Origin of the sequence: Saccharopolyspora galaxeae (assembly GCF_016526145.1) — a bacterium.
In the GTDB taxonomy this organism is placed as follows: Bacteria; Actinomycetota; Actinomycetes; order Mycobacteriales; family Pseudonocardiaceae; genus Saccharopolyspora_C; species Saccharopolyspora_C galaxeae.
Genome location: NZ_JADDUE010000013.1, coordinates 43696 through 64087 on the forward strand (window position 1 = coordinate 43696; position 20392 = coordinate 64087).

At 69.3% G+C, this 20392-nt stretch carries 17 protein-coding genes; 7 read left to right on the forward strand and 10 right to left on the reverse strand.

What is annotated here, in order from left to right; genetic code table 11:
• Positions 1-3 precede the first annotated feature (3 nt).
• Both INP57_RS25175 and INP57_RS25180 read right to left on the reverse strand, forming a co-directional pair.
• On the reverse strand, positions 4-2460 hold the full coding sequence (locus tag INP57_RS25175) for a xanthine dehydrogenase family protein molybdopterin-binding subunit (RefSeq protein WP_307850272.1): 2457 nt from the start codon (positions 2458-2460) through the stop codon (positions 4-6).
• Complete coding sequence (locus tag INP57_RS25180) at positions 2457-4025, reverse strand: class I adenylate-forming enzyme family protein (RefSeq protein ID WP_200072826.1); 1569 nt, start codon at positions 4023-4025, stop codon at positions 2457-2459. The genes INP57_RS25175 and INP57_RS25180 overlap by 4 nt, the downstream gene beginning before the upstream one ends.
• Before the next feature lie 106 nt (positions 4026-4131).
• Here INP57_RS25180 and INP57_RS25185 point away from each other — a divergent pair, with 106 nt between their 5' ends.
• The 3 genes from INP57_RS25185 (at position 4132) to INP57_RS25195 (ending at position 7789) form a co-directional block, all read left to right on the forward strand.
• The gene (locus INP57_RS25185) at positions 4132-4683 is read left to right on the forward strand and encodes a PadR family transcriptional regulator (protein WP_295142633.1); all 552 of its coding nucleotides are present in this window, start codon (positions 4132-4134) and stop codon (positions 4681-4683) included.
• Between the two features lie 225 nt (positions 4684-4908).
• Positions 4909-5355, forward strand: coding sequence for an NAD(+)--rifampin ADP-ribosyltransferase (gene arr, locus INP57_RS25190; protein ID WP_200072827.1), 447 nt, complete (start codon positions 4909-4911; stop codon positions 5353-5355).
• Positions 5356-5872: 517 nt separating this feature from the next.
• Positions 5873-7789: a thiamine pyrophosphate-binding protein gene (locus INP57_RS25195; protein ID WP_200072828.1), complete on the forward strand. Its 1917-nt coding sequence runs from the start codon at positions 5873-5875 to the stop codon at positions 7787-7789.
• Positions 7790-7917: 128 nt separating this feature from the next.
• Here INP57_RS25195 and INP57_RS25200 read toward each other — a convergent pair whose 3' ends face one another.
• From INP57_RS25200 to INP57_RS25210, 3 genes are all read right to left on the reverse strand, one after another.
• Positions 7918-8433 (reverse strand): formaldehyde-activating enzyme, encoded by a 516-nt coding sequence (locus INP57_RS25200; RefSeq protein WP_200072829.1) that lies wholly within the window; start codon positions 8431-8433, stop codon positions 7918-7920.
• Positions 8434-8514: 81 nt separating this feature from the next.
• Complete coding sequence (locus tag INP57_RS25205) at positions 8515-8799, reverse strand: helix-turn-helix domain-containing protein (RefSeq protein ID WP_200072830.1); 285 nt, start codon at positions 8797-8799, stop codon at positions 8515-8517.
• Positions 8796-9911, reverse strand: a complete 1116-nt coding sequence (locus tag INP57_RS25210) for a zinc-binding dehydrogenase (protein WP_200072831.1) — start codon at positions 9909-9911, stop codon at positions 8796-8798. Before INP57_RS25210 ends, INP57_RS25205 begins: the two co-directional genes overlap by 4 nt.
• A 415-nt stretch (positions 9912-10326) precedes the next feature.
• On the opposite strand from INP57_RS25210, the gene INP57_RS25215 reads away from it, so the two are divergent.
• Genes INP57_RS25215 through INP57_RS25230 form a run of 4 tightly spaced genes read left to right on the forward strand, consistent with a single transcriptional unit; the run spans position 10327 to position 15255 of the window.
• Positions 10327-11607, forward strand: a complete 1281-nt coding sequence (locus INP57_RS25215) for an MFS transporter (protein ID WP_200072832.1) — start codon at positions 10327-10329, stop codon at positions 11605-11607.
• A gap of 32 nt (positions 11608-11639) precedes the next feature.
• Positions 11640-12416, forward strand: a complete 777-nt coding sequence (locus INP57_RS25220; protein ID WP_200072833.1) for an SDR family oxidoreductase — start codon at positions 11640-11642, stop codon at positions 12414-12416.
• Positions 12413-13891, forward strand: coding sequence for an FAD-binding oxidoreductase (locus tag INP57_RS25225; protein ID WP_200072834.1), 1479 nt, complete (start codon positions 12413-12415; stop codon positions 13889-13891). The genes INP57_RS25220 and INP57_RS25225 overlap by 4 nt, the downstream gene beginning before the upstream one ends.
• Positions 13891-15255, forward strand: a complete 1365-nt coding sequence (locus INP57_RS25230; RefSeq protein WP_200072835.1) for an FGGY-family carbohydrate kinase — start codon at positions 13891-13893, stop codon at positions 15253-15255. The genes INP57_RS25225 and INP57_RS25230 overlap by 1 nt, the downstream gene beginning before the upstream one ends.
• A 7-nt stretch (positions 15256-15262) precedes the next feature.
• Here the strand turns inward: INP57_RS25230 and INP57_RS25235 are convergent, their stop codons facing one another.
• From INP57_RS25235 to INP57_RS25255, 5 genes are all read right to left on the reverse strand, one after another.
• Positions 15263-15817, reverse strand: a complete 555-nt coding sequence (locus tag INP57_RS25235) for a glycerol-3-phosphate responsive antiterminator (RefSeq protein WP_295149007.1) — start codon at positions 15815-15817, stop codon at positions 15263-15265.
• A gap of 335 nt (positions 15818-16152) precedes the next feature.
• A complete protein-coding gene (locus tag INP57_RS25240) occupies positions 16153-17874 on the reverse strand; it encodes a hypothetical protein (RefSeq protein ID WP_200072837.1) in 1722 nt (573 codons plus the stop codon).
• A 461-nt stretch (positions 17875-18335) separates the two neighbouring features.
• Positions 18336-18752, reverse strand: coding sequence for an acyl-CoA thioesterase (locus INP57_RS25245; protein WP_200072838.1), 417 nt, complete (start codon positions 18750-18752; stop codon positions 18336-18338).
• 110 nt (positions 18753-18862) lie between these two features.
• Positions 18863-19540 (reverse strand): GntR family transcriptional regulator, encoded by a 678-nt coding sequence (locus tag INP57_RS25250; RefSeq protein WP_200072839.1) that lies wholly within the window; start codon positions 19538-19540, stop codon positions 18863-18865.
• Between the two features lie 108 nt (positions 19541-19648).
• Positions 19649-20389 (reverse strand): NAD(P)-dependent oxidoreductase, encoded by a 741-nt coding sequence (locus INP57_RS25255; RefSeq protein WP_200072840.1) that lies wholly within the window; start codon positions 20387-20389, stop codon positions 19649-19651.
• Positions 20390-20392 lie beyond the last annotated feature (3 nt).

A 20392-nucleotide genomic window follows, 5' to 3' on the forward strand; every position in this document is an offset into this window, starting at 1 on the left:
TCGTCAGTTCTCCCCTTCTGTTCCTTCCAGCACCGCGGTGTCCGTTGTCGCCGCGGTGAGCAGGCGGTGGATCACGTCGCCGTGGATCGGCAGCGTGGTGATGTCGGCGCCGGACGGCGCGAGCGCGTCGGCCACGGCGTTGGCGATGGCCACCGGAAGGCTCATGCAGCTGCCTTCGCCGCAACCCTTGGCGCCGAGGCGGGTCAGCGGCGAGGGCGTTTCCAGGTGGTCGCTGCGCAGCTCGTAGCCGACCTCCGCGGTGGTCGGGCACAAGTAGTCCATGAACGTCGCGGAGGTGGGCTGGCCGTTGTCGGAGTAGCGCATCTCCTCGTACATCGCGCCGCCGATGGCGTGCGCCAGCGCGCCGTGGACCTGTCCTTCCAGCAGCACCGGGTTCAGGATGGTGCCCGCGTCGTGCACTGTGGACACCAGCTCCAGGGTGAGCTCGTAGGTCTGCGGGTCGATGCGGCAGACCACGAGCTCGGCGACGAACCCGTAGCACAGGCTGGAGTTGATCTGGTCGTCCCGGCTGGCCGCTTTGGCCTGCGGTGGTGTGAAGGCGGCTTCCTCGTACAGCCGGGCCGAGGTTCCCTCCGGCAACGAGCCGGGGTCCCAGTGCACCACTCCGGCGGCGTGGCGGAAGTCCACCGACTGCGCGTGGTCGTCGCGGTGCCGGATCCGGCCTTCGGCGAATTCGAACTCTTCGGGGTCCAGTCCCAGCATGGAGCCGGCCGCCGTCCGCATCGTGCGGGCGAGCCGGTCGCACGCTTCGACCAGCGCGCTGGTCAGCAGCGGCGCGAACCTCGACGAGTAGCTGCCGGAGCTGATCGTCCACGGAGTGGTGGCGGTGTCCATCTCCACCACCGGTCGGACCTTCTCCAGCGGCAGTCCGAGCCTGTCGGCCACGACCTGCTGCGCGACGGTGGCGTGCCCCTGGCCCTGCGGGACGGTTCCCAGCAGGACCGAGACGACCCCGTTGACGTCGACGCTGACCCGCACGTGCTCGGTGGAACCCGACTTGCCGCGCCCCGGCGGGCGTTCGTCGGCCGGGGTGGCCAGTCCCACGTACCCGATGTTGGTCGCCGACGGGTCGACGATGGTGGCCAGCCCGATGCCGAAGTGCTCACCGCGTTCCCGCGCCTCCCGCTGGCGCTGCCGCAGCGCCGGGTAGTCGGCGTTCTTCAACGCCATGTCCAAGGCCCGCGGATAGTCGCCCGAGTCGTAGATGCCGCCGGTCGCCGTCCGGTACGGGAACGCGTCCGCGGGCACCAGGTTGCGCTGGCGGATCTCCGCGACGTCGATCCCGCACGTCGCGGCGATCTTGTCCATCAGCCGTTCCAGCCCGAAGTAGAGCTGCTGGCCCCCGAAACCGCGGTTGAGCCCGGTCGGCGTCTTGTTGGTTACCACCGCGCGCGAGCGGATCTGCACGGCTTCGACGTCGTAGGCGCCGGTGAGGTTTCCGAAGCACCGGTAGAGCGTGCTCGGTTCCGGCGGGCGCAGGTAGGCGCCGACGTTGTCGACGAGATCCGCCCGCAACGCCTGGACCTGGCCTTCCGCGCTGACCGCGGCTTCGAAGCGCATCGCCCGGTCCGAACCCGCTGAGCTGGCCAGCAGGTGTTCGCTGCGGTCCTCCGTCCAGCGCACCGGACGCCCGGCGTGCTTGCTGGCCAGCGCCATCAGCACCACGTAGGGGTAGATCCCGGCCTTGATGCCGAAGCTGCCGCCGTTGTCGGCCGGGATCATCAGCCGCACGCGAGAGGCCGGCACGCCCAGCGAACCCGCGATCACCGGGACCATGGAGAACGGACCGTGGAAGTTGGCCCAGGCGGCGATCGCCGGACCGTCCACTTCGTCCTGCCACTCGGCGATCACCGAGTAGCACTCCATCGGTGTCGACGAATAGCGCGGAAATCGGTACTCGCCGCGGACGACGTGATCGGCTGCGGCGAAGAGCTCGTCCACGGGTCCGAAGTGGAACGTGCGGTCGGTGGCGACGTTGCTGTCGGCCGCGTCGTGCAGTCGCGGTGCCTCGGGGCGCAGCGCGGCGTCGACGTCCACGACCGGTGGCAGCGGCTCGTAGTCCACGGAGACCAGCTCGGCGGCGTCCTCGGCGGCGTAGCGGTCGGCGGCGACCACGACCGCGACGGGTTCGCCGACGAAGCGCGCCCGATCGGTCGCCGTCGGGTAGTACGACATGGGCGTCTTCAGCGACAGCGGGAACGGGTTCAGCGCTTCCAGCACCTCGTCGGGTCCGATCACCGCCGCCACACCGGGGTGCGCGCGAGCACGGGTGAGGTCGACACCGCGGATGCGGGCGTGCGGATGCGGGCTGCGCACGATCGCCGCGGTCAACGTGCCCGGCAGCGGGTCGAGGTCGTCGAGGAACCGGCCGCGCCCGGTCAGCAGGGCGGGGTCCTCGATGCGTGCCGTGGTGCGCGCAGGCGTCATCGAAGTGCTCACTTTCGCGATCCGATCGAAGCAGCGGAGACCTCTGCCAGCGGCGTGAACCGCCCATCGGTGAGTTCGCGGCGCAAGATCTTGCCCACCGCCGATTTCGGGACCTCGGCGACCGCGACGACCCTCTTGGGCCGTTTCAGCGGCGGCAGCCCGGCCCCGGAGCGGATGTACCCGGTCAGCGCGGCGGCGGCGTCCTGCGGGGTGAGCCCCGCTGCGGGGACGAAGAACGCGGTGACGGCCTGCCCCCAGCGGTCGTCCGGCATCCCGACGACCACGACGTCGGCGACCTCCGGGCAGCGGATCAGCGCGTCCTCGATCTCGTCGGGGTAGATGTTCTCGCCGCCCGAATTGATCATGTTGTCGACGCGTCCGGACACCCACAGGTCGCCGTCCTCGTCCGCGACGGCGAGATCACCCGGGAAGTACCAGCCGCCGCGGATGGATTTCGCATCCGCGTCGGGCCGGTTCCAGTACCCGGTGAAGGCTTCCGGCGACTCCATCGAGATCGCGATCTGGCCCTGCTCGCCGGCACCGACCAGCGCGTCCGGGGTGGCCCGCGGGTGCGGGTCGACCAGGCGAACCCGGGTGAACACGCCGGGGCGCCCGGCGCAGCCCGGTTTCGCCGCGACGTCCGGCCCGATGGTGAAGGTGTAGATCTCGGTGCTGCCGAAGTGGTTGACCAGCACCTCGGGTTCGAGTTCGGCGACGAGCCGTTCCGCCAGCGCCGGGGTCATCGCGGCTCCGGCGTAGGCGAGCTTGCGGACGCCGGTCTCCCCCAGCCGGCCCGTTCCCAGCAGGCTCCAGTAGATCGTGGGCACCAGGTACAGCGCGGAGACGCGCTCCCGGGTGATCAGCTCCAACGATTCCTCGGCGTCGAACCGGACCTGCGGGACCCAGGTCCCGGCGCTGACCACGCTGGCCAGCAGGGTGCGCAGGCCCATCGTGTGGAACATGGGCATCACGCCGAGGGTCGTCTCGAAGGGAGCCGACCGGCTCTGGTGCAGGTGCGCGACGGCGGCGTAGAACTCCGCTCGGTGCGTGCGCGGAACACCTTTCGGCTTCCCGGTGGTGCCCGAGGTGTAGAGCATGACGCTCGTGTCGGAGTCGCGCACCGGTGCGTCGATCGCGCCGTCGGGCTGAGCAGCGGCGGATCCCAGCAGCTCCTCGACACCGGCCGGAGCGCCTTCCCCGACGTGCGCGTGCGGCAGGGGCTCGGTGCGCTGCAGCGCCTCGCACGCCCTCTCGACCGTGGACACGTCCGTGACCACCAACCTCGGCGCCGCGTCCGACAAGCAATAGGCGAGCTCGTCGACACCGAAGCGGAACGACAGCGGAACCGAGACGGCTCCGAGCTTCTGCGCCGCCAGGTGCAGCGAGGCCATCGGTTCGCCACCGGCGAGCAGGAACACGACCCTGTCCCCGTGACCGACGCCGCGCGCGGCCAAGGCACGAGCCAGCCGGCTGGTGTGGACGTCCCACTCCGCGTAGGTCATCGAGCGCTCGCCGCCGACCGCGCGGCCGGCAGGGTACCGCTCGGCGGTCCAGCTCAACACTCTCCCGAGATCCATTCCCAGTCCTCTCGCAACATCACCGGTGCGAAACAAGCCCGAGGCCAACCATCCGTTTCAAATCATCCGAAACAGATGGTTGGAAACGTACGGTAGGGTTCGGAGCGTGTCAACGGTTCGGCTTTCCACGACCTCGTACGTCGTGCTGGGGATGATCGCGATGCGCGGGCCATCGACCTCGTACGACCTCAAGCGGGCCATCGGCCACTCGGTGGGCTACTTCTGGCACTTCCCGCACGCCCAGCTCTACTCCGAGCCCAAAAGGCTCGAACAGCTGGGACTGCTCGAGGTCGAGGAGGAGGACGACGGGCGCCGCCGGCGCACCTACACGATCACCGACACCGGTCTCTCGGCCATGCGCTCATGGCTGGCCGAGCCCACCGACCAGCACTTCGAGCTGCGCGACATCGCCGAGATCAAGCTCTTCTTCAACGAGCTCGCCGACTCCGACGACGTCGAGCGGCTCGCGCAGGACCAGATCAAGCAGCACCAGGCGCGCATCGCCGAGTACGAGCAGATGCAACAGCGCTTCGGCGACGAACCGGCCATTTCGCGGCGCATGGTCACGCTCGGCCTCGGGCTTGAGATGGAGCACGCCGCCCTGCGGTTCTGGACCTCGCTCGCCGAACGCGCCGAGCGAGGTGAGTTCGAGGACTGACGCCGGGCGGGCCGATCGGACGCGGCGTCCGCGAGCAGGGTGGAATTCCCCGACCGCCAAACGTTGCACACTCGGACGACGACCTCGCCGTTCACCGGCGGCCCGGCGCCGCGGAATGACCTCGCAGCGCCGACCGTGGTCAACTGATGGCGCGGGATGCGGCGTGCGGCCCCCTCCGCGTCCGGGGTCCGCAAACGGAGGAGCGGCACGAACGGAGAGCTGTTCATGGCAAGTCGACGTGACACCACGCCCGGTCCCACGCCCTTCGAGATTCACGAGTCCGGGGCTCTGCTGCACGGCACGAAGGCGGATCTCGCGGTCGGCGACCTGCTGCTGCCGGGCCGCCTTTCGAACTTCGAGGCGGGCAGGGTCATGAACCACGTCTACGTGACCGAGACGCTCGACGCCGCCACCTGGGCAGCCGAACTCGCCGCGGGCGCAGGTCCCGGACGCATCTACCTGGTGGAACCCACCGGCCCGATCGAGGACGACCCCAACGTCACCGACAAGAAGCTGCCCGGCAATCCCACTCGTTCCTATCGGACCCGCGAACCCGTCCGCATCATCGGTGAACTCGAGAACTGGACCGGCCACACCCGCGAGCAGCTGCAGGCGATGCAGGACACCCTCGACGATCTCAGGCGACGCGGACTCGACGTCATCTACGACTGACCCGCTCGATGCCGCGGCCGGCGCGATCGCCGGCACCGGCGTCGTCGAACAGCGGGATTCCGGGCGGGACGCGAAGTCGTCGTGCAGCGGCAAAGCGTCAACTTTCCATTATGGACTCAAATTCCCGTTTCGGGAATGCTCAGGGTCGGCGGGCCGGTCGCATCGACAGTGAGCCGCGAGTACTCGATCGCCGGATTTCGCGATTCGGCCCACACCGCCCGCAAGTCCTGCTAGCTTCGAATCGCCGTTGAAGTTGGATCGTCGGCGTGCGTGAGCGGGCTGGGGGCCGACACGACGAACGTTCGTCGTCGGGAGACGAAATCCGCCGATGCTTGCTCGATTCGCCGGCATTGCGGATCCCGACTGCAACCGAGTGCACCGCCACCGGCAGCTCGGGGGAATGCGAGAGCTGTACCGACGCGCGGGGATTCCCCGGTACCGCGACCTTTCGCCTGCCATTCCAGTGCCGCCCAGCACAACCCGGGTTCACGACTCGATTCCCGAGGGGGACAACGCAGTGACCGAAGCCAAGCACGAGCAGCACACCCAGTGGCTCCCGATCGAGCAGGAGAACAATCCCCGGCTCGGCCGGGACATCATCTTCGACTACCTCAAGACCGCCGGTGTCGACCGGCTCTACGGGGTGCCCGGCACCAACGAGATCCCGCTCATCGACGGCACCGACGTTCCGGAGCACCGCGTCGAGTACGTGCCCTGCCTGCACGAGAACATCGCCCTCGGCGCCGCCATGGGGTACGCGCGGCACCGGCGGACCGAGACCGGCGACGTCGTGCCCGGTGCGGTCGGATTGCACGTCACGCCGGGAGTCGGGCACGCGATCGGGAACCTCTTCAACGCGTTCCGGTCGCACATCCCGCTGGTGGTGCTGTGCGGACAGCAGAACAGCAATCTCCTCATCCAGGAACCGCTGTTGGGCTCGGACCTGGCTCAAGTCGCCAAGCAGTACACCAAGTGGGCCTACGAGGTGCGCGGCCCGAACGAGATCGGCATGGCCATGCAGCGCGCGCTGAAAACCGCGCTCACACCTCCGATGGGGCCGGTCTTCCTGTCGATCCCGTGGGAGTTCCTGGTGCAGCAGGGAGCCGATCCGCAGCGCGGCCGGTTCACCAGGATAGCTGGGGAATTCCACGCACAGCCGTCCGAATTGGACAAGGCCGCGGATCTCCTCGCCAAGTCGCGGTATCCGGTAATCGTCGCCGGTGACGGTGTCGGCGATGCCGAGGCGTGGCACGAACTACAGGACTTGGCCACGGCCATCGGCGCACCGGTGTACAACGAGCAGTCCAGCAGCCACCTCAACTATCCCCACCACCTGGCACATGCGCGCGGCGAGCTGCCCAGCGTGCAGCAACAAGTCCGGCAAGTTCTCGGGCGCAAAGATCAGGACACGGTGCGGGACACCGTGTTCTTGTGCGGATTCAACGCGCAGGCGCAGCTCGTCATCTACAACTGGGATGACGGCCCCTTGATCCCCGGGCACCTGACCCAGGTCTACCTGCACAACGATCCGTGGCAGATCGGCAAGAACCACTACGGGGCGGCGGCGCCGCTGGGCGACATCAAGGACGCCTTGCCCAAGATCACCGCGGCGATCAGGGCCCATCCCGGGTACGACAAGGGGCACGTGGACGGCCTGAACGAGCAGCTGGCGCAGGAAGACCGGTCGCTCGCGCAGGATTTCCAGCAGCGGGCGAAGGAGGTCCCGGACACCGGCATCGCTCCCGCGATGCTCGTGAACGCGCTCAACACGGCGCTGCGCGACCACTCGGTCCGCCTGATCAACGAAGCGTGTTCGGACACCGCGGATTTCCAGCAGGGTTTGTCCTTCGATTCGCCGAGCAGCTACATGTCGTCCGAAGGAGGCTCGCTGGGCTACTCGATGCCAGCCAGTCTCGGTGTCGCCGACGCGGTGATCCGCTCCGGTGCGGGCGCGGCGGAGCCGGGCGGCAAGCCGCCCATCGTGGTCAACGCGGTCGGAGACGGATCGGCACTGTTCTACCTGAACACGTGGTGGACCGCGGTCAAGTTCCAGCTCCCGGTGCTGTACCTGATCACGAACAACAAGCAGTACAAGACGCTCCGGGTCGGCTTGGACGTGTTGCGGAAGTCCTACGACTGGGATCCCAGCGGCAAGACCGAGTACCTCCATCTCGACGGAGAGCCCCAGCTGTCGTTCGTGGATCTGGCGGCGGGTTTCGGTGTCGACGGCCGCCTGATCGAATCCGCGGGCGACCTCGAGCAGGCGCTGGCCGAGGCGGTCCGCGAGGTCGGCGCGGGCAAGCCCTACGTGGTGGAAGTCCTCACCGACCCGGCCCTTCCGGACATGGGCGAGGTCGACATCAGCACGAACGGCCGTCTCAGCGCGAAGGCGGACGTCGCCGAACGGGCCATTTGGAACTTCGGCCCCGCTTGACGCACTCGGGCCGCGGAACCGCCGAGTCGGCCCGCCGCGGTCGTCCGAATCCGCTCACCTCGGCTGTCTCGAAGCGAGACAGCCGAGGTTTGCGTTGACAGCAATGGGTTCTCGTGCCGGCGCACGATTCACGGCACGTAGAAGGGGTGCGTGAGCTCGTCCCGGGCAGCGATCAGATCGGTGGCGTCCGCGCGCCCTCGCAGAGCTTCCCGAACGGCTGCGCGCATCGCGGTGCGGGTCGCCAGGCGCACCGCGTCTCCGCGTTCGGCCGCCGGATCGAGCCAGACCGCGGCGAAGACCAGCGAGTCCTGATCCTCGGCGAGCAGTCCGTCGGCGACGGAGTCGAGCACGCCTTGCGCGATGCCGAGCTGGCAGGCGCCCGAGACCAGGTTCACGTGCTCATCGGTGGGCGATGTGGTCTTGTTCAGCATGATCGTCGGTGGGCGCACGGTCCGGTACGACGGCTGGTCCTCGCCGACGCACACGAGGATCGGGGTGAACCCTTCCGCGGGGCGCGCGAGCGTGCCCGTCATGATCGCTGCGGTGGGTGATCCGCGTTCGGCGAGCACCACGTTGAGGTGCACGCCGTCCGGGTTGGTTCCGCCCCACGCCTGGGAGCTGCGGCCGTCGATTCCGGTGCTCATGATCCGGTTCCTTTCCGTGGTTCGCCGGAGACCGGCAGGGCGTGCGTCTCCGGTGCGAGTGGTGCCGAGCGGATGGACGGGTCAGTTCGCCGGCGGCCCCTCGCCACCGTCGGGTTCGTCGTAGGTGGCCATTCGCGGGCCGACGACGAACCGTCCGTTCCCGGCTCTGCGGACCACGCCGAGCTCGCACATCGTCGCCAGCAGCCGGTGCACCGAGCTCTTCGGCGCGCCGACTCGCTGCACGACCTCGCTCAACCGCAGACCTCGCTGCCCGTCGGCGAGCACGTCGAGCACCGCGAAGGCCTGCGCGACGGCGGGGCTGCGGTTGCCTTCCCCTCGCTCGCCCGGCGCCGGATGCGCGCTCATCGGCCGGCGAGTTCCGCATCGACGAGCACGACGCCGCGCCGGCTCGCACCCGTGGCCAGATCGGCGAACGCGGTGTTGATCTCGTCGAAGCGGTAGGTCTTCGAGATCAGCTCGTCGATCGGCAGCTTGCCGGTGCCGAACTGGTTCAGCAGCTTCGGGATGTCATGGGCCGGGCGGCTGGAGCCGTAGAGGCTGCCGGTCAGGTACTTCTCCTCGCGCACGAACCGCGCGGCGGGAACGCTCGCGTAGGCCGTGGCTGCGGGAACACCGACGCACACCACGCTGCCGCCCGGTGCGGTGGCGTCGAACGCCTGCTCCAGCAAGCCTTCCTTGCCGACCGCGTCGATGGTCACGTCAGCGCCGCCGTTGAGCCCGCGCACCTCGGCGACCACGTCGTCCTCCGGCGCCAGCACGCGCGTTGCTCCGAACAGCACGGCGCCCGCGCGCTTGTCCGGGTGCGGCTCGACGACCACGATCTCGTCCGCCCCGGACAGCCGCGCTGCCATGATCGCGCTGAGTCCGACCCCGCCCGCGCCGTAGACGAGCACCACGTCGCCCGGCGCCACCCGGGCGCGGTTCACCACGGCGCCGTAACCGGTGAGCACTCCGCAGCCGACGAGTGCGGCGACCGGAAATGGGATCGTTGCGGGGATTTTGATGGCACTGGCGGCAGGAACCACCGTGTTCTCGGAGAACGTGGACAGGAACGAGTAGTGGTGGACGTCGCGCTCGCCGTCGTGCATCCGGACGGTCCCGTCCAGCAAGGTGCCCGCCAGCAGCGCGGGCGCGCTGGCCGTGCACAGCACCGGGCGGCCCGCTTGGCAGTAGCGGCACCGGCCGCAGCTGGGCAGCCAGCACAGCGCGACGTGGTCACCGACCTCGACGTGCCCGACTCCGGCACCGACCGCGGTGACGACGCCGGCCCCCTCGTGGCCGAGGACGGCGGGCAGCGGCGACGGGATGCGCCCGCTGATCGTGTGCGCGTCGCTGGCGCACACGCCGGTCGCGGCGATCCGCACCGCGACTTCTCCCGGGCGGGGCTCGTCCAGGCGGAGCGTGCGGAATGCGAGCGGGGCGGCGGTCTCTTCGAGGACCGCGGCACGAGTTTCCATTCGAGCAACTCCTCGGGAATCGTTGAGACGGGGCCACTCGAACGACATTCGTTCCACATGTGGAACACGTTTCTCGGGGGCCGCGCAGAGTGTGGATATCGGTTACCCGGAGTGTCAATAGGACGTTGAGGCGGGCGCCGCCCGCCCTTGCCGAATGCCCTCCCCGCAGCACCGCCCGCCGACCAGCACCCGGCTCGACCCTGGCGCGGCCCCGCGCACGATCGCCGCCACAGCCCGGAAAAACCGGACCAGCGCGTCTTGACGCCCGCGTCCGGCCGCGGCTACGCTCCCGCGAACAGCACAACTGAAAACCACGTTACTAAGAGACCCAGAGAACAGTAACCCCATTCGAAGCACGGGGGATGCTGTTCTCTTTTTTTGTGCCCGGCAGGGCCCCACAACGAGGTGGAGGCAGGTGAGCGATGTGCGGAGACGGCTGAGTTATCTGCTGCTGTGCACGTCCGGCGGGGTCATATTCCAGGTGGCCTACATCAGATTCGTTTTCCTGGAACCGACCTATCAGGCGCTCGGACTCAGCGGACCGGAATACGGCGACATCATGTCGGTGTTCGGCGCGGTCGCCGCGGTGATGTACTTCGCGGGTGGCTGGTTCGCCGACCGGTTCGCCCCGCGTGCGCTCGTCGCGACGGCGCTGACGATCACCGGGCTCGCCGACCTGGCGCTGATCGCCGTGCCCGGCTACGCCACCGCGCTGCTCGCGCACGTCGTCATGGCCTTCGCCGGGATGGCGCTCTATTGGCCTGCGCTGGTGCGCGCGATCGGCTCGTTCGGTTCCTCCGCGCAGCAAGGCAGGTTGTTCGGCTTCCTGGAGGCGATCCGCGGCATCACATCGACGGTGATCAGCGGGATCGCCGCGTTGCTGATCGGGACCGCGCTCGCCCCGGCAACAGGGGTGCGCGCGCTGATCGGGACCTATGGCGTGCTGTGCCTGGTGCTGGCGGGCCTGATCTGGCTCGCGCTGCGCGGCCCGGCCGACGGCATCGCGAGCGGCGAACGTTCGGCCCTGTCGGTGCGCGATCTGGCCGCGGCCGCGCGGAACAAGTACACCTGGCTGCTCGGCGGATCGATCATGCTGATGTACTGCTTCTACACCACGCTGGGCTACTTCTCCCCGCTGCTGCAGCACGAATTCGGCGTCACGGCCGCCATGATCGGCGTGCTCGGCGTCGTGCGCAGCTACGTGTTCCAGTTCGTCGCGGGGCCGCTCGGCGGGTTCTGCGTGGACAAGGTGACCCGGTCCACTCCCCGCTTCCTGCGGCTGGCGTTCGTCGCAGCAGCGGTGTGCGTGGTCGTGCTGCTGTTCCTGCCGCGCGAATCAGGGTTGAAGTGGGTCGCGGTGGCGCTGATGTTCGCGCTGTCGCTCGTGGTCTTCGCCAGCCGCGGGGTGTACTGGGCGAGCATGACCGAGGCCCGCATCCCCGAGCACCAGCGGGGCGGCGTGATCGGCCTCGCCTCGGGACTGGCCTACCTGCCGGATGCGTTCCTGCCCGGTCTCGTCGCCAGGTGGATCGGCGACCCCGGCACGGGCACGGCCGCGCAAGGCGGCTACGGCATCTTGTTCGGCGTGCTGGCCGGTGCCGCCGTCCTGGGGATCGCGCTGACCACGCTGACGCTGCGCGTGCAGCGACATGAGCCGGACGCCGGACCGCAGCCGCGGCCGGCCGCGGTGCGCTGACCGACCCGGCTCCTGCACGGAAAGGATTCTCGTTGGACATCCAGGACTTCTCCCTCGACCTGTTCTCGCTGCGCGGCCGCAACGCCATCGTCACGGGCGGCAACACGGGACTCGGCCGGGCGTTCACGGTTGCGCTGGCGAAAGCGGGCGCGAACGTCTTCGCGCCCACCGTCGCAGACGACGGCGGCACGACCCGGCAACTGGTCGAGGAAACGGGTGCTCGTCTGGAGACGCAGGAGATCGACCTCACCGGGCCGGGTGCTCCCGAGCGGGTCGTGGAGTCCTGTGTGGACGCATTCGGCTCGGTCGACGTACTGGTCAACTCGGCAGGCATCGCCGAGCTCGCGCCGGTCGCGGAGTTCGGCAGGCAGCACTGGGACCCGATGATCGCGCTGAACCTGACCGCGCCGTTCGAACTCGGCTGGTGCGCCGGGCGCCGCATGGCGCAGCAGGGCCGCGGCAAGATCATCAACATCGCGTCGCTGTTCTCGTTCCTCGGCGGCCAAAGCTCACCGGCCTACGCCGCTACCAAGCACGGCATCGTCGGCTTCACCAGGGCCTACTGCGACGAGCTCGGCGCGCACAACGTCCAGTGCAACGCGATCGCACCCGGATACTTCGCCACCCCGCTCACCGAGCGGACCCGGGCCGACCCCGCGCAGAACCAGCGGGTGCTCGAGCACATCCCCGCCGCACGTTGGGGCGAACTGGGCGACTTGATGGGCGCGACGGTCTTCCTCGCCAGCCGCGCCTCCGACTACGTCAACGGGCACGTCCTGAGCGTGGACGGCGGCTACCTCACCCGATGACCCGAAGCACCGAGAGCACGGAGACCGAAGTGGACAACAACGCCATCATCGACGAGCTGCGCGAGATCGCGGGCCCGCAGCGGGTGGACACCGACGAGCAGCTGCTGCGGGAGGCCAGCGTCGACCGCTTCAAGAAGTACACCGCGGTCCACGGCATCTACGACGGGCCGCTACCGCTGGCGATCGTGCGCGCGGGCAGCGCCGAGCAGGTGGCCGCGGTCCTGGCGTTCGCGAACGAGCACGGCGTCAACATCGTCGCCCGCACCGGTCGCACCGGAACCGAGGGCGGACTCGAAACCAGTCACGAGCGGACCGTCGTGCTGGACGGGTCCGGCATGGCCGAGATCGTGCGCATCGATCCGGTCGACATGCAGGCCACCGCCCAGTGCGGCACTCCGCTGCAAGTGTTGGAGCAGCGCGTGCGCGAGTTCGGGCTCACCACCGGGCACTCGCCGCAATCCAAGCCGCAGGCGCAGCTGGGCGGGCTGGTCGCCACCCGCTCGATCGGCCAGTTCTCCACGCTCTACGGCGGGATCGAGGACATGGTCGTCGGCCTGGAAGCGGTGTTCCCGGACGGCTCGATCAGCCGGATCAAGAACGTGCCGCGCCGCGCCGCGGGACCGGACATCCGCCACGTCGTGATCGGCAACGAGGGCGCGCTGTGCTTCGTCACCGAGGTCACGGTGAAGTTGTTCGCGCACCGGCCGGAGAACGACCACTTCCACGGCTACCTGCTCGACGACGTTCGCACCGGGATCGAGATCCTGCGCGAGATCGTGACCGCCGGTTACCGGCCTTCGGTGGCGCGGGTCTACTCCGAGCAGGACGCCGCCCAGCACTTCGCGCACTTCGCCGACGGCAAGTGCGTCGCGGTCTTCCTCGCCGAAGGACCGGCCGGGCTCGCCGAGGCCACCAGCGCGGAGATCGACCGGGTGGTGCGCGAGCACGCGCACGAACGCGTCGAGCCGGAATTGATCCGCGAGTGGTTCGACGACCTGAACTGGGGCCCGGACAAGATCCTCGCCGAACAGCGGACCATGCTCGCCGAACGGCGACTCGGCTACACCACGGAGGTATCCGCCAACTGGTCGGTGATCGGCGACATCTACGAGGCCGTCATCGCCCGGATCACCGCGGAATTCCCGCGCTTCGCGGACATCACGCTGCTCGGCGGGCACTCCTCGCACAGCTACCAGACCGGCACCAACATGTACTTCGTCTACGACTACCGCATCAATTGCGAGCCGCGGGAGGAGATCATCGAGTACCACGTCCCGCTCAACGCGATCATCGTCGAGGAGACGCTGGCCCGCGGCGGATCGATGGTGCACCACCACGGCATCGGGAAGTACCGCGCGCCGTGGACCGAGCAGGAGCACGGCAGTGCCTACCCGGTGCTGCGCAAGCTCAAGGACGCCTACGACCCCAACGGAATCATGAACCCGGGCACCATCTTCCCCACCGGAGACCGGTGATGGCGGACTACCTGCTCGGCATCGACAACGGCTCCCAGAGCACCAAGGTCGCCGTGTTCGACACGCGCGGCACAGTGCACGCCCGGGCCCGCGTTCCGTTGCGCCCCAACGATTCCCCGCGCCCCGGTGTCGTCGAGCATCCGGACGACGACCTGTGGGATTCCATCGGTGCCGCGACCCGCGCGGCGCTGCGCGACTTCGCAGGCGGTCCGGAGCAGATCCGCGGCGTCGGGATCTGCACGATCCGGTTCTGCCGCGCCATGTTGCGCGCCGACGGCACGCTCGCCCAGCCGGTGCTGAGTTGGATGGACGAACGCGTTTCGCGGCCGTACCAGCACGTGAATCCGGACGTCCGCTACGTCACCACGTCTTCCGGCTACATCACCGCGCGGATGACCGGGCGGTTCCGCGACACGGCGGCGAACTACCAGGGCGTGTGGCCGATCGACACCGACAGCTGGGACTGGGTCGCAGCACCCGACATCCCGCGGGAGATGCTGTTCGAGCTCGTGCAGCCCGGCGAGAAGCTCGGCACCGTCACCGCGCGAGCAGCCGCGCACACCGGGCTGCCGGAAGGTCTGCCGGTGTTCGCCACGGCCAACGACAAGGCGGCCGAGGCGCTCGGCAGCGGCCTCGCCGACGACCGCAGCGTGCTGCTGTCGATGGGCACCTACATCGCCGGCATGACCACCGGAACGCGCAACGTTGCCGACGCCGAGGCGTTCTGGACCAACTTCGCCTGCCGCCCGCGCGAATACCTCTACGAGAGCCGCGGCATCCGCCGCGGCATGTGGACGGTCAGCTGGCTGCGCGACCTGCTCGGCTCCGAAGATTGGCTCAACGAAGGTGCGGCCACCGTACCGGCCGGTTCCGACGGGCTGATCGCGGTGCTGGACTGGCTGGCCCCGGTCGACGCGCCGTTCCGCAAGGGCGCGTTCCTCGGATTCGACGGCAGGCAGGGACCGTTCCACATGTACCGGGCGGTGCTCGAAGCGATCGCGCTGACCATGTGCGCCAACGCGGGCGACATGGCAGGCGAACTGGGCGCGGAGTTCGAGCGAGTGCTGGTCTCCGGCGGTGGCGCCGGATCCGACGTGCTCGTGCAGATCGTCGCCGACGCGTTCGACCGGCCCGCGCGGCGTGCGCAAGGCGGGGCGGAGCTCGGCTCGGCGATCTGCGCAGGCGTCGGGCTCGGCCTCTTCGCCGGTTTCGACGAGGCGGTGGCGGCGATGGTCCGCAATGGCAGCGAGTTCGTTCCCGACCCGGAGGCGCACGAGCAGTACCGGCGGCTGCGCGAGGTGTACCGCGCACTGCCCGGCCACACCGACCCGCTGTTCGCGTGGCTGGCCACCGCCGGGCGGTGAAACCCGCCTACATCGACCAAACGTCCACATTGGACGAGGCGATGGCGGTCGCGCCCGCGCTCAGCGCGGCCAGCACGTCGTTCTTGTCGCAGACCAGCCCGCCCGCGATGATCGGCACGTCGGTGTCGTTGCGCAGCCACTCGATCACCCGCGGCACGCACCCGGGCAGGATTTCGATGTAGTCCGGCCGCGAGATCGCCAACTGCTTGCCGAGGTTGTGGTACGAGAACGAGTCGACGAGGAAGAACCGGTGCACCGCAAGCAATCCGCGCTTCCGGGCCGCCTTGACGATCGACGCCTTGCTGCTGAGCACCCCGTCCGCCCGGGTGCGTTCGCCCACGAACTCCACGGCGACGTCGCGGCTTTCCAGCCCCTCGACCATGTCCACGTTCACCAGCACGACCTTCCCGGCCGCGCGCAGCCGGTCGACCAGGTCCGGCAGCGTCAAGATCGAGCCGCAGAGCAGGAAGACCACGCCTGGTTCCGAGTCGATGACCGAGCGCGCCCCGGCCTCGTCCTTCACGCTCGCCACGACCGGGGAATCCAACAGGACATCACGCACCGGCGCACTATGGCACACCGCCCGCCCGCTGCTTCCGCGCCACGGCCCTCGCCCTGCTCGAATCGCCGTCGTAGCCCGCCTGGCGCTACGCCGCCATGAGCGTCAGCGGGCGGTTTCGGCGGAGCCTGGCCGCACTCGTGTCTTTCCTCGCCGCCGACGAGGCCGGTTTCATCGCCGACCAGATCCACACGCTAGACAGCGGCCGCACGGCCAAGCTGAGCCTGCCTTAGCACTACGTCGTGGCGCCCGAACACTCCGTCGCCGCCAACGACAACGGCTGAGAAATGCGAACGCCGAAACCTGCCGCGGCGATCAGCAGCGTTCGCCCAACGGGTTCAGGCGAGCGGCCGCAGGCTGTCGAACCAGTCCTGCGGCACGTCTCGGGCGCGCGCTACGTACACCGTGACATCGGCCTTCGTGGGTTCGCCGACGACGGCCGCGCGCGCCACCGGCAACCCGCCGACACGCTCGACGCTGCTCACCAGCGGCCCGACCTTGGCACTGGTCGCCGGGGTGAACCGCCCGACCGGCTCCCCATCGAGTCGGACCTGCACCAAGTCCAGCGGCTTGCCCGCCTTCTCGACCGTGATGCCGTGGAGGGTCACCGCGACGTCCTGCCCGGCATACGGCAGCAGGAAGTCGACGTGCTCTTCCTCGCCCGTCACCTGAAACGCATTGCCGAACGGCAGCAGCACGGCGTTGGCGTCACCGGGCATCGACGCCGGGTAGCCGAAGTCCTCGGCTTCCGCGACGAAAAGCGTGACGCGGGCCCGGAATCCGCTCCCGTTGTAGTTCTCGGCGGCCCACACGCGCGCATCGACCGTCACAGCGCAACCTCGAGCGGTGCTGACCGAGACCTGCGGGAAATACCCAGCGGACTTCTCGTGCGGGAGGTAGCCAACGTGGTGCCCGCGCACGAAGACAGCCACCGCATGCCCCGCACCGTGCGGATTGCCGGGGTCGGGCACCAGCACTGCCTTTTCCCGCGACTCGGAGCCGCCGGGCTCCTTGTACTCCGGCGCCCCGGCGAACAGCGCCGCGATGGCCTTCTCGTGAAAGGACTCGCCCGCGACCTCGATCGTGCTCCAGGGACGCCCCCACGGTTCGAGCGGCCGACCCGCCGGGTCTGGCGGTACGTGCTCGTTCCCGGCGCCGGACTTCGGTCGGCGGACCGGTGCGGGTGGCGCGGTGATCGTTGGAGGCCCCGGTTCGGCCGCGTTCGTCGTTGCGGCCGTAGGTGCCGGTAGAGCCGAAGAGACCGCAGCGTCCGCCAGCCGCGCGCTCGTCAGCAACGGCGTTCGCGGACGGGCGCGGAGAGTCCGCTGCCACCACGTCGCGGCCTCGTGCCGCGACAGTTGCAAGGACCAGCCGAGCCCTCCGGATGAGGACAGCGTGACTTCGGAATAGCTCATCACCGGCAGGCGGCGGTTGTTCTTGAAGCGGCGGTCCGGCCCGCCCTTCACGTTGGCGTACTGCCACGTTTCGCCGAGCCGCACTCCATCGCGAGGTATCGAGCCTTCTTCGACGAACCTGATCCGGCGCACGGTCACATCGAGGTGGTTGTAGTCCACGTCGCTCCAGCGACCACCGGACTTCACCAGCAACCTGTCGGGCAGGAACAGCAGGCTGTGCCGCTTTGCCTGCACCGTGGGGACTTCGACGTTCGCGTTCAGCGCGAGCGGCAACCTCGTCGGAAACGACAGGTCGTGCCGCGACACGAGATCACCGGCGCCGGCGTTCGTCTTCCGGTCGTGCGTCCGGTTGAGGTGCGTGCTCGTCTGCACCCGCCATTTGCCATCGGTCCGGGCGAACGCGGGCCACCCGGTGACGAGGTCGTTGAACCACTTGGTCAGGTCCGAATCGACCTCGTAGTGCAGCACGACGCGGCGCCGCGCGAAGCCGACCAGAGCAACGACCAGCGCCGCCACCGCCGGGATGAAAAACAGCGGCACGGCGAAGGAAACGAACGCGCAGACGACGGTCGCCCAACCCCACCCGGTGATCCAGCGCTGCGCGCGGTTGAGCTGGGCTGCGAGTTCGTCGGCCCCGGTGGGCACCAGTTGCTCAGCGCCGGCACCGATCAGGTCGGTGGTCGTGGTGTCGCCGGGCAGGTGGACCGGGCCGCGGTCAACCGCGGGAGCTTTGCTGCTCGGCGTGCGCCTCGTCGTCGTACGGCGAGCACGTGGTCCTGAGCCGGAGTTCGCATGGACCGAGAATGGGCCGACGCCACTGCTGATCCCCAGCCCCCGCGTGCTCACTCGGACGCGAAAGAGTCGTGGCCCGATGCGGACTCCGAAACCCATAGGTCTCAGGATACTCGCGGAAAACGGCGCTGACGCTCGTTCTGACGTTGGACGTCGTTGCCGCGTCCGCTCCGGTGCGTGCGCGAGCGCTGCTCCAATGGGGTCACCACGCGCCGCGACGTTCAACAATCCCGGCGGCAATGCCACCCAGCGCTGAACACGATTTTCCTATGCCGGGTGCGTAATTCGTCTTTGCCACTGGCTCTATTCCGCAACTATTTCGAAAGCACGGATGCGTCGAAGCCGACGGCCTCCAACGCCGCCTTCGGGTCCGCGACGAGCTTCCGGGCGTCCAGATCCATCAGACCGAGAACGCATCCGATCTCGGCCGACACCGCACCACTGTCCTTGGTGACCACCGAGTCGAGGTGGAACGACTTCCCCTCCCCGAAACTCACCTCGCAGGACACCTCGAACCGCTCATCGACCCGCAACTCCTGCCGGAAGTGCACCGTGGTGCTCAGCAGCACCGGGGCCAGGTTCTTCTCGATCAGCCCGTCCCAGTCGCAACCGGCCGCCCGGAACCCGGCTACTCGCGCCACCTCGCCGTACTGGTGGTACACGGCGTGGTTGACGTGACCGAGGGCGTCCAGCTCGTAGCTGCGGACCTGAAGGGGAACACGAATAGCCACCAGCCCACCCTAACTACCGAGCCCGGCGACCGACCGCATTCATGACCACGATCGCAAGCGACCTCGACGGCCGAACACACCACGCGCAACGCGTTTTCGCGGTGGTTCGCTCAGAGCGCGGTGGTGCGCGTCCGGTGCACCTCGGGAAGGGCGTCGATGACGCTACGCAGGTGCTCGCGCATCGCCTGCTCGGCTGCCGCCGGGTCGGTCGCGCAGATCGCCTCGATGATGGCCACGTGCTGGGGCAGCGACACGGAGGGGCGCCCCGGGTGCATGGCCAACCGGAACTGGTGGCGCACGTTCTGGCCGCGCAGCCTGCTGAGCACCTCGTGCGCGGTCTGCTGCCCGCTGACCCGCAGCACCAGCGAGTGCAGCCGCTTGTTCAGCTCGGAGTAGCCCCACACGTCGCCGCCGGAGACGGCGGTCCGCATCTGCTCGCCGATCTCGCGCAGCTCCGACCGGTCCTCGTCGGTGGCGCGTTCCGCGGCCCGCGCCGCGCACAGGCCCTCGACCGCCATGCGGACCTCGGTGATCTCGATGGCCTCCTCCAGCGAGACCGCGCGCACCCGGGCGCCGCGGTTCTGGATGCGCTCGACCAGCCCTTCGGTGGTCAGCTGCACCAGCGCGTTGCGCACCGCCGCTCGGCTGGCGTCGAACTGCTCGGAGAGTTCAGCCTCCACCAAGCGCTGGTTGGGCGCGAAGTCACCCCTGGTGATGGCCTCGCGGATCACGTCGGCCACCGGCGGCTGTGCGGCCGGCTGCTCGGCGTCGCGCTTCGCTGTCGTCACTGCCCTACCCCGTACCGATTTTTGCTAACAATTTTGTCCATCAATGCTAACGGGCGGGTGGACGACCGGTGCGCCCGTCCTCACCGGGCGGACCGCGAACAGCGGCGTTCAGGCGGTGGGCGCGTCACCGGTCAGCCGCCGCAGCCAAGTGATGGTCGCGTCGCAGACATCGGTGGCGGCGCCGAGCTCGTCGAGGTACGAGCGGCAGTCGCGCATCTCGTGCACCCGGCGAGCGGCGTGCCGGCTGCTCCCGTCGATGAGCCGGTCCACGAGTTCGGCGCTGCCCAGCTCGGCCGCGATCTGCTCGCGTGCCCACTGCGCGCATCCCGCGCGCTCGGCGGCCGAGACCGACTCGAGCACGGTGGCGGCCAGGCCCTTCATGAACACGCTCCGCAGCAGCTTCCGCCCGGCCGCGGCACCGACTTCCGCGTCGAGCACCTCCACCGCGGCACCCGCGGGTCCGAACACCTCGGCCACCGTCCCCGCACCGGGGCCCGAGACCACTAGCGGCGTGCGGGCACCGGCGCGCGGGACCGGCGCCAGCACCGCCACATCGGCGACCGGAGTGCCGGGCAGTGCGGCCTCGACGGCGCGCTTGGTCGCCACGTCCGCGCTGTTGAAATCGGCGAAGCACGCACCTGCGCCGGATTCGGCGACCTGACCGGCGGCGTCTTCGGCGAACCGGGCGCCGGTCAACGAGATCACCAGCCCGGCACCGGACGCGGCGCGCGCCGGGGACTCGGCGCGCTCGACGCCGTCCGGGAACGGCACGTCCGCCGGGTCGAAGGCCACCACCGCATGTCCGGCCGCGAGCAGGTCGGCGGCGTAGCACCGTCCTGCCTCCCCCATCCC

Excerpts from the sequence above, each read along its gene's own strand:
- INP57_RS25180 (WP_200072826.1), bottom strand. The coding sequence starts at position 4,025 with ATGGATCTCGGGAGAGTGTTGAGCTGGACCGCCGAGCGGTACCCTGCC.
- arr (WP_200072827.1), top strand. The coding sequence starts at position 4,909 with ATGGCAAGTCGACGTGACACCACGCCCGGTCCCACGCCCTTCGAGATT.
- INP57_RS25200 (WP_200072829.1), bottom strand. The coding sequence starts at position 8,433 with ATGAGCACCGGAATCGACGGCCGCAGCTCCCAGGCGTGGGGCGGAACC.
- INP57_RS25205 (WP_200072830.1), bottom strand. The coding sequence starts at position 8,799 with ATGAGCGCGCATCCGGCGCCGGGCGAGCGAGGGGAAGGCAACCGCAGC.
- INP57_RS25210 (WP_200072831.1), bottom strand. The coding sequence starts at position 9,911 with ATGGAAACTCGTGCCGCGGTCCTCGAAGAGACCGCCGCCCCGCTCGCA.
- INP57_RS25225 (WP_200072834.1), top strand. The coding sequence starts at position 12,413 with ATGACCCGAAGCACCGAGAGCACGGAGACCGAAGTGGACAACAACGCC.
- INP57_RS25230 (WP_200072835.1), top strand. The coding sequence starts at position 13,891 with ATGGCGGACTACCTGCTCGGCATCGACAACGGCTCCCAGAGCACCAAG.
- INP57_RS25255 (WP_200072840.1), bottom strand. The coding sequence starts at position 20,389 with ATGGGGGAGGCAGGACGGTGCTACGCCGCCGACCTGCTCGCGGCCGGA.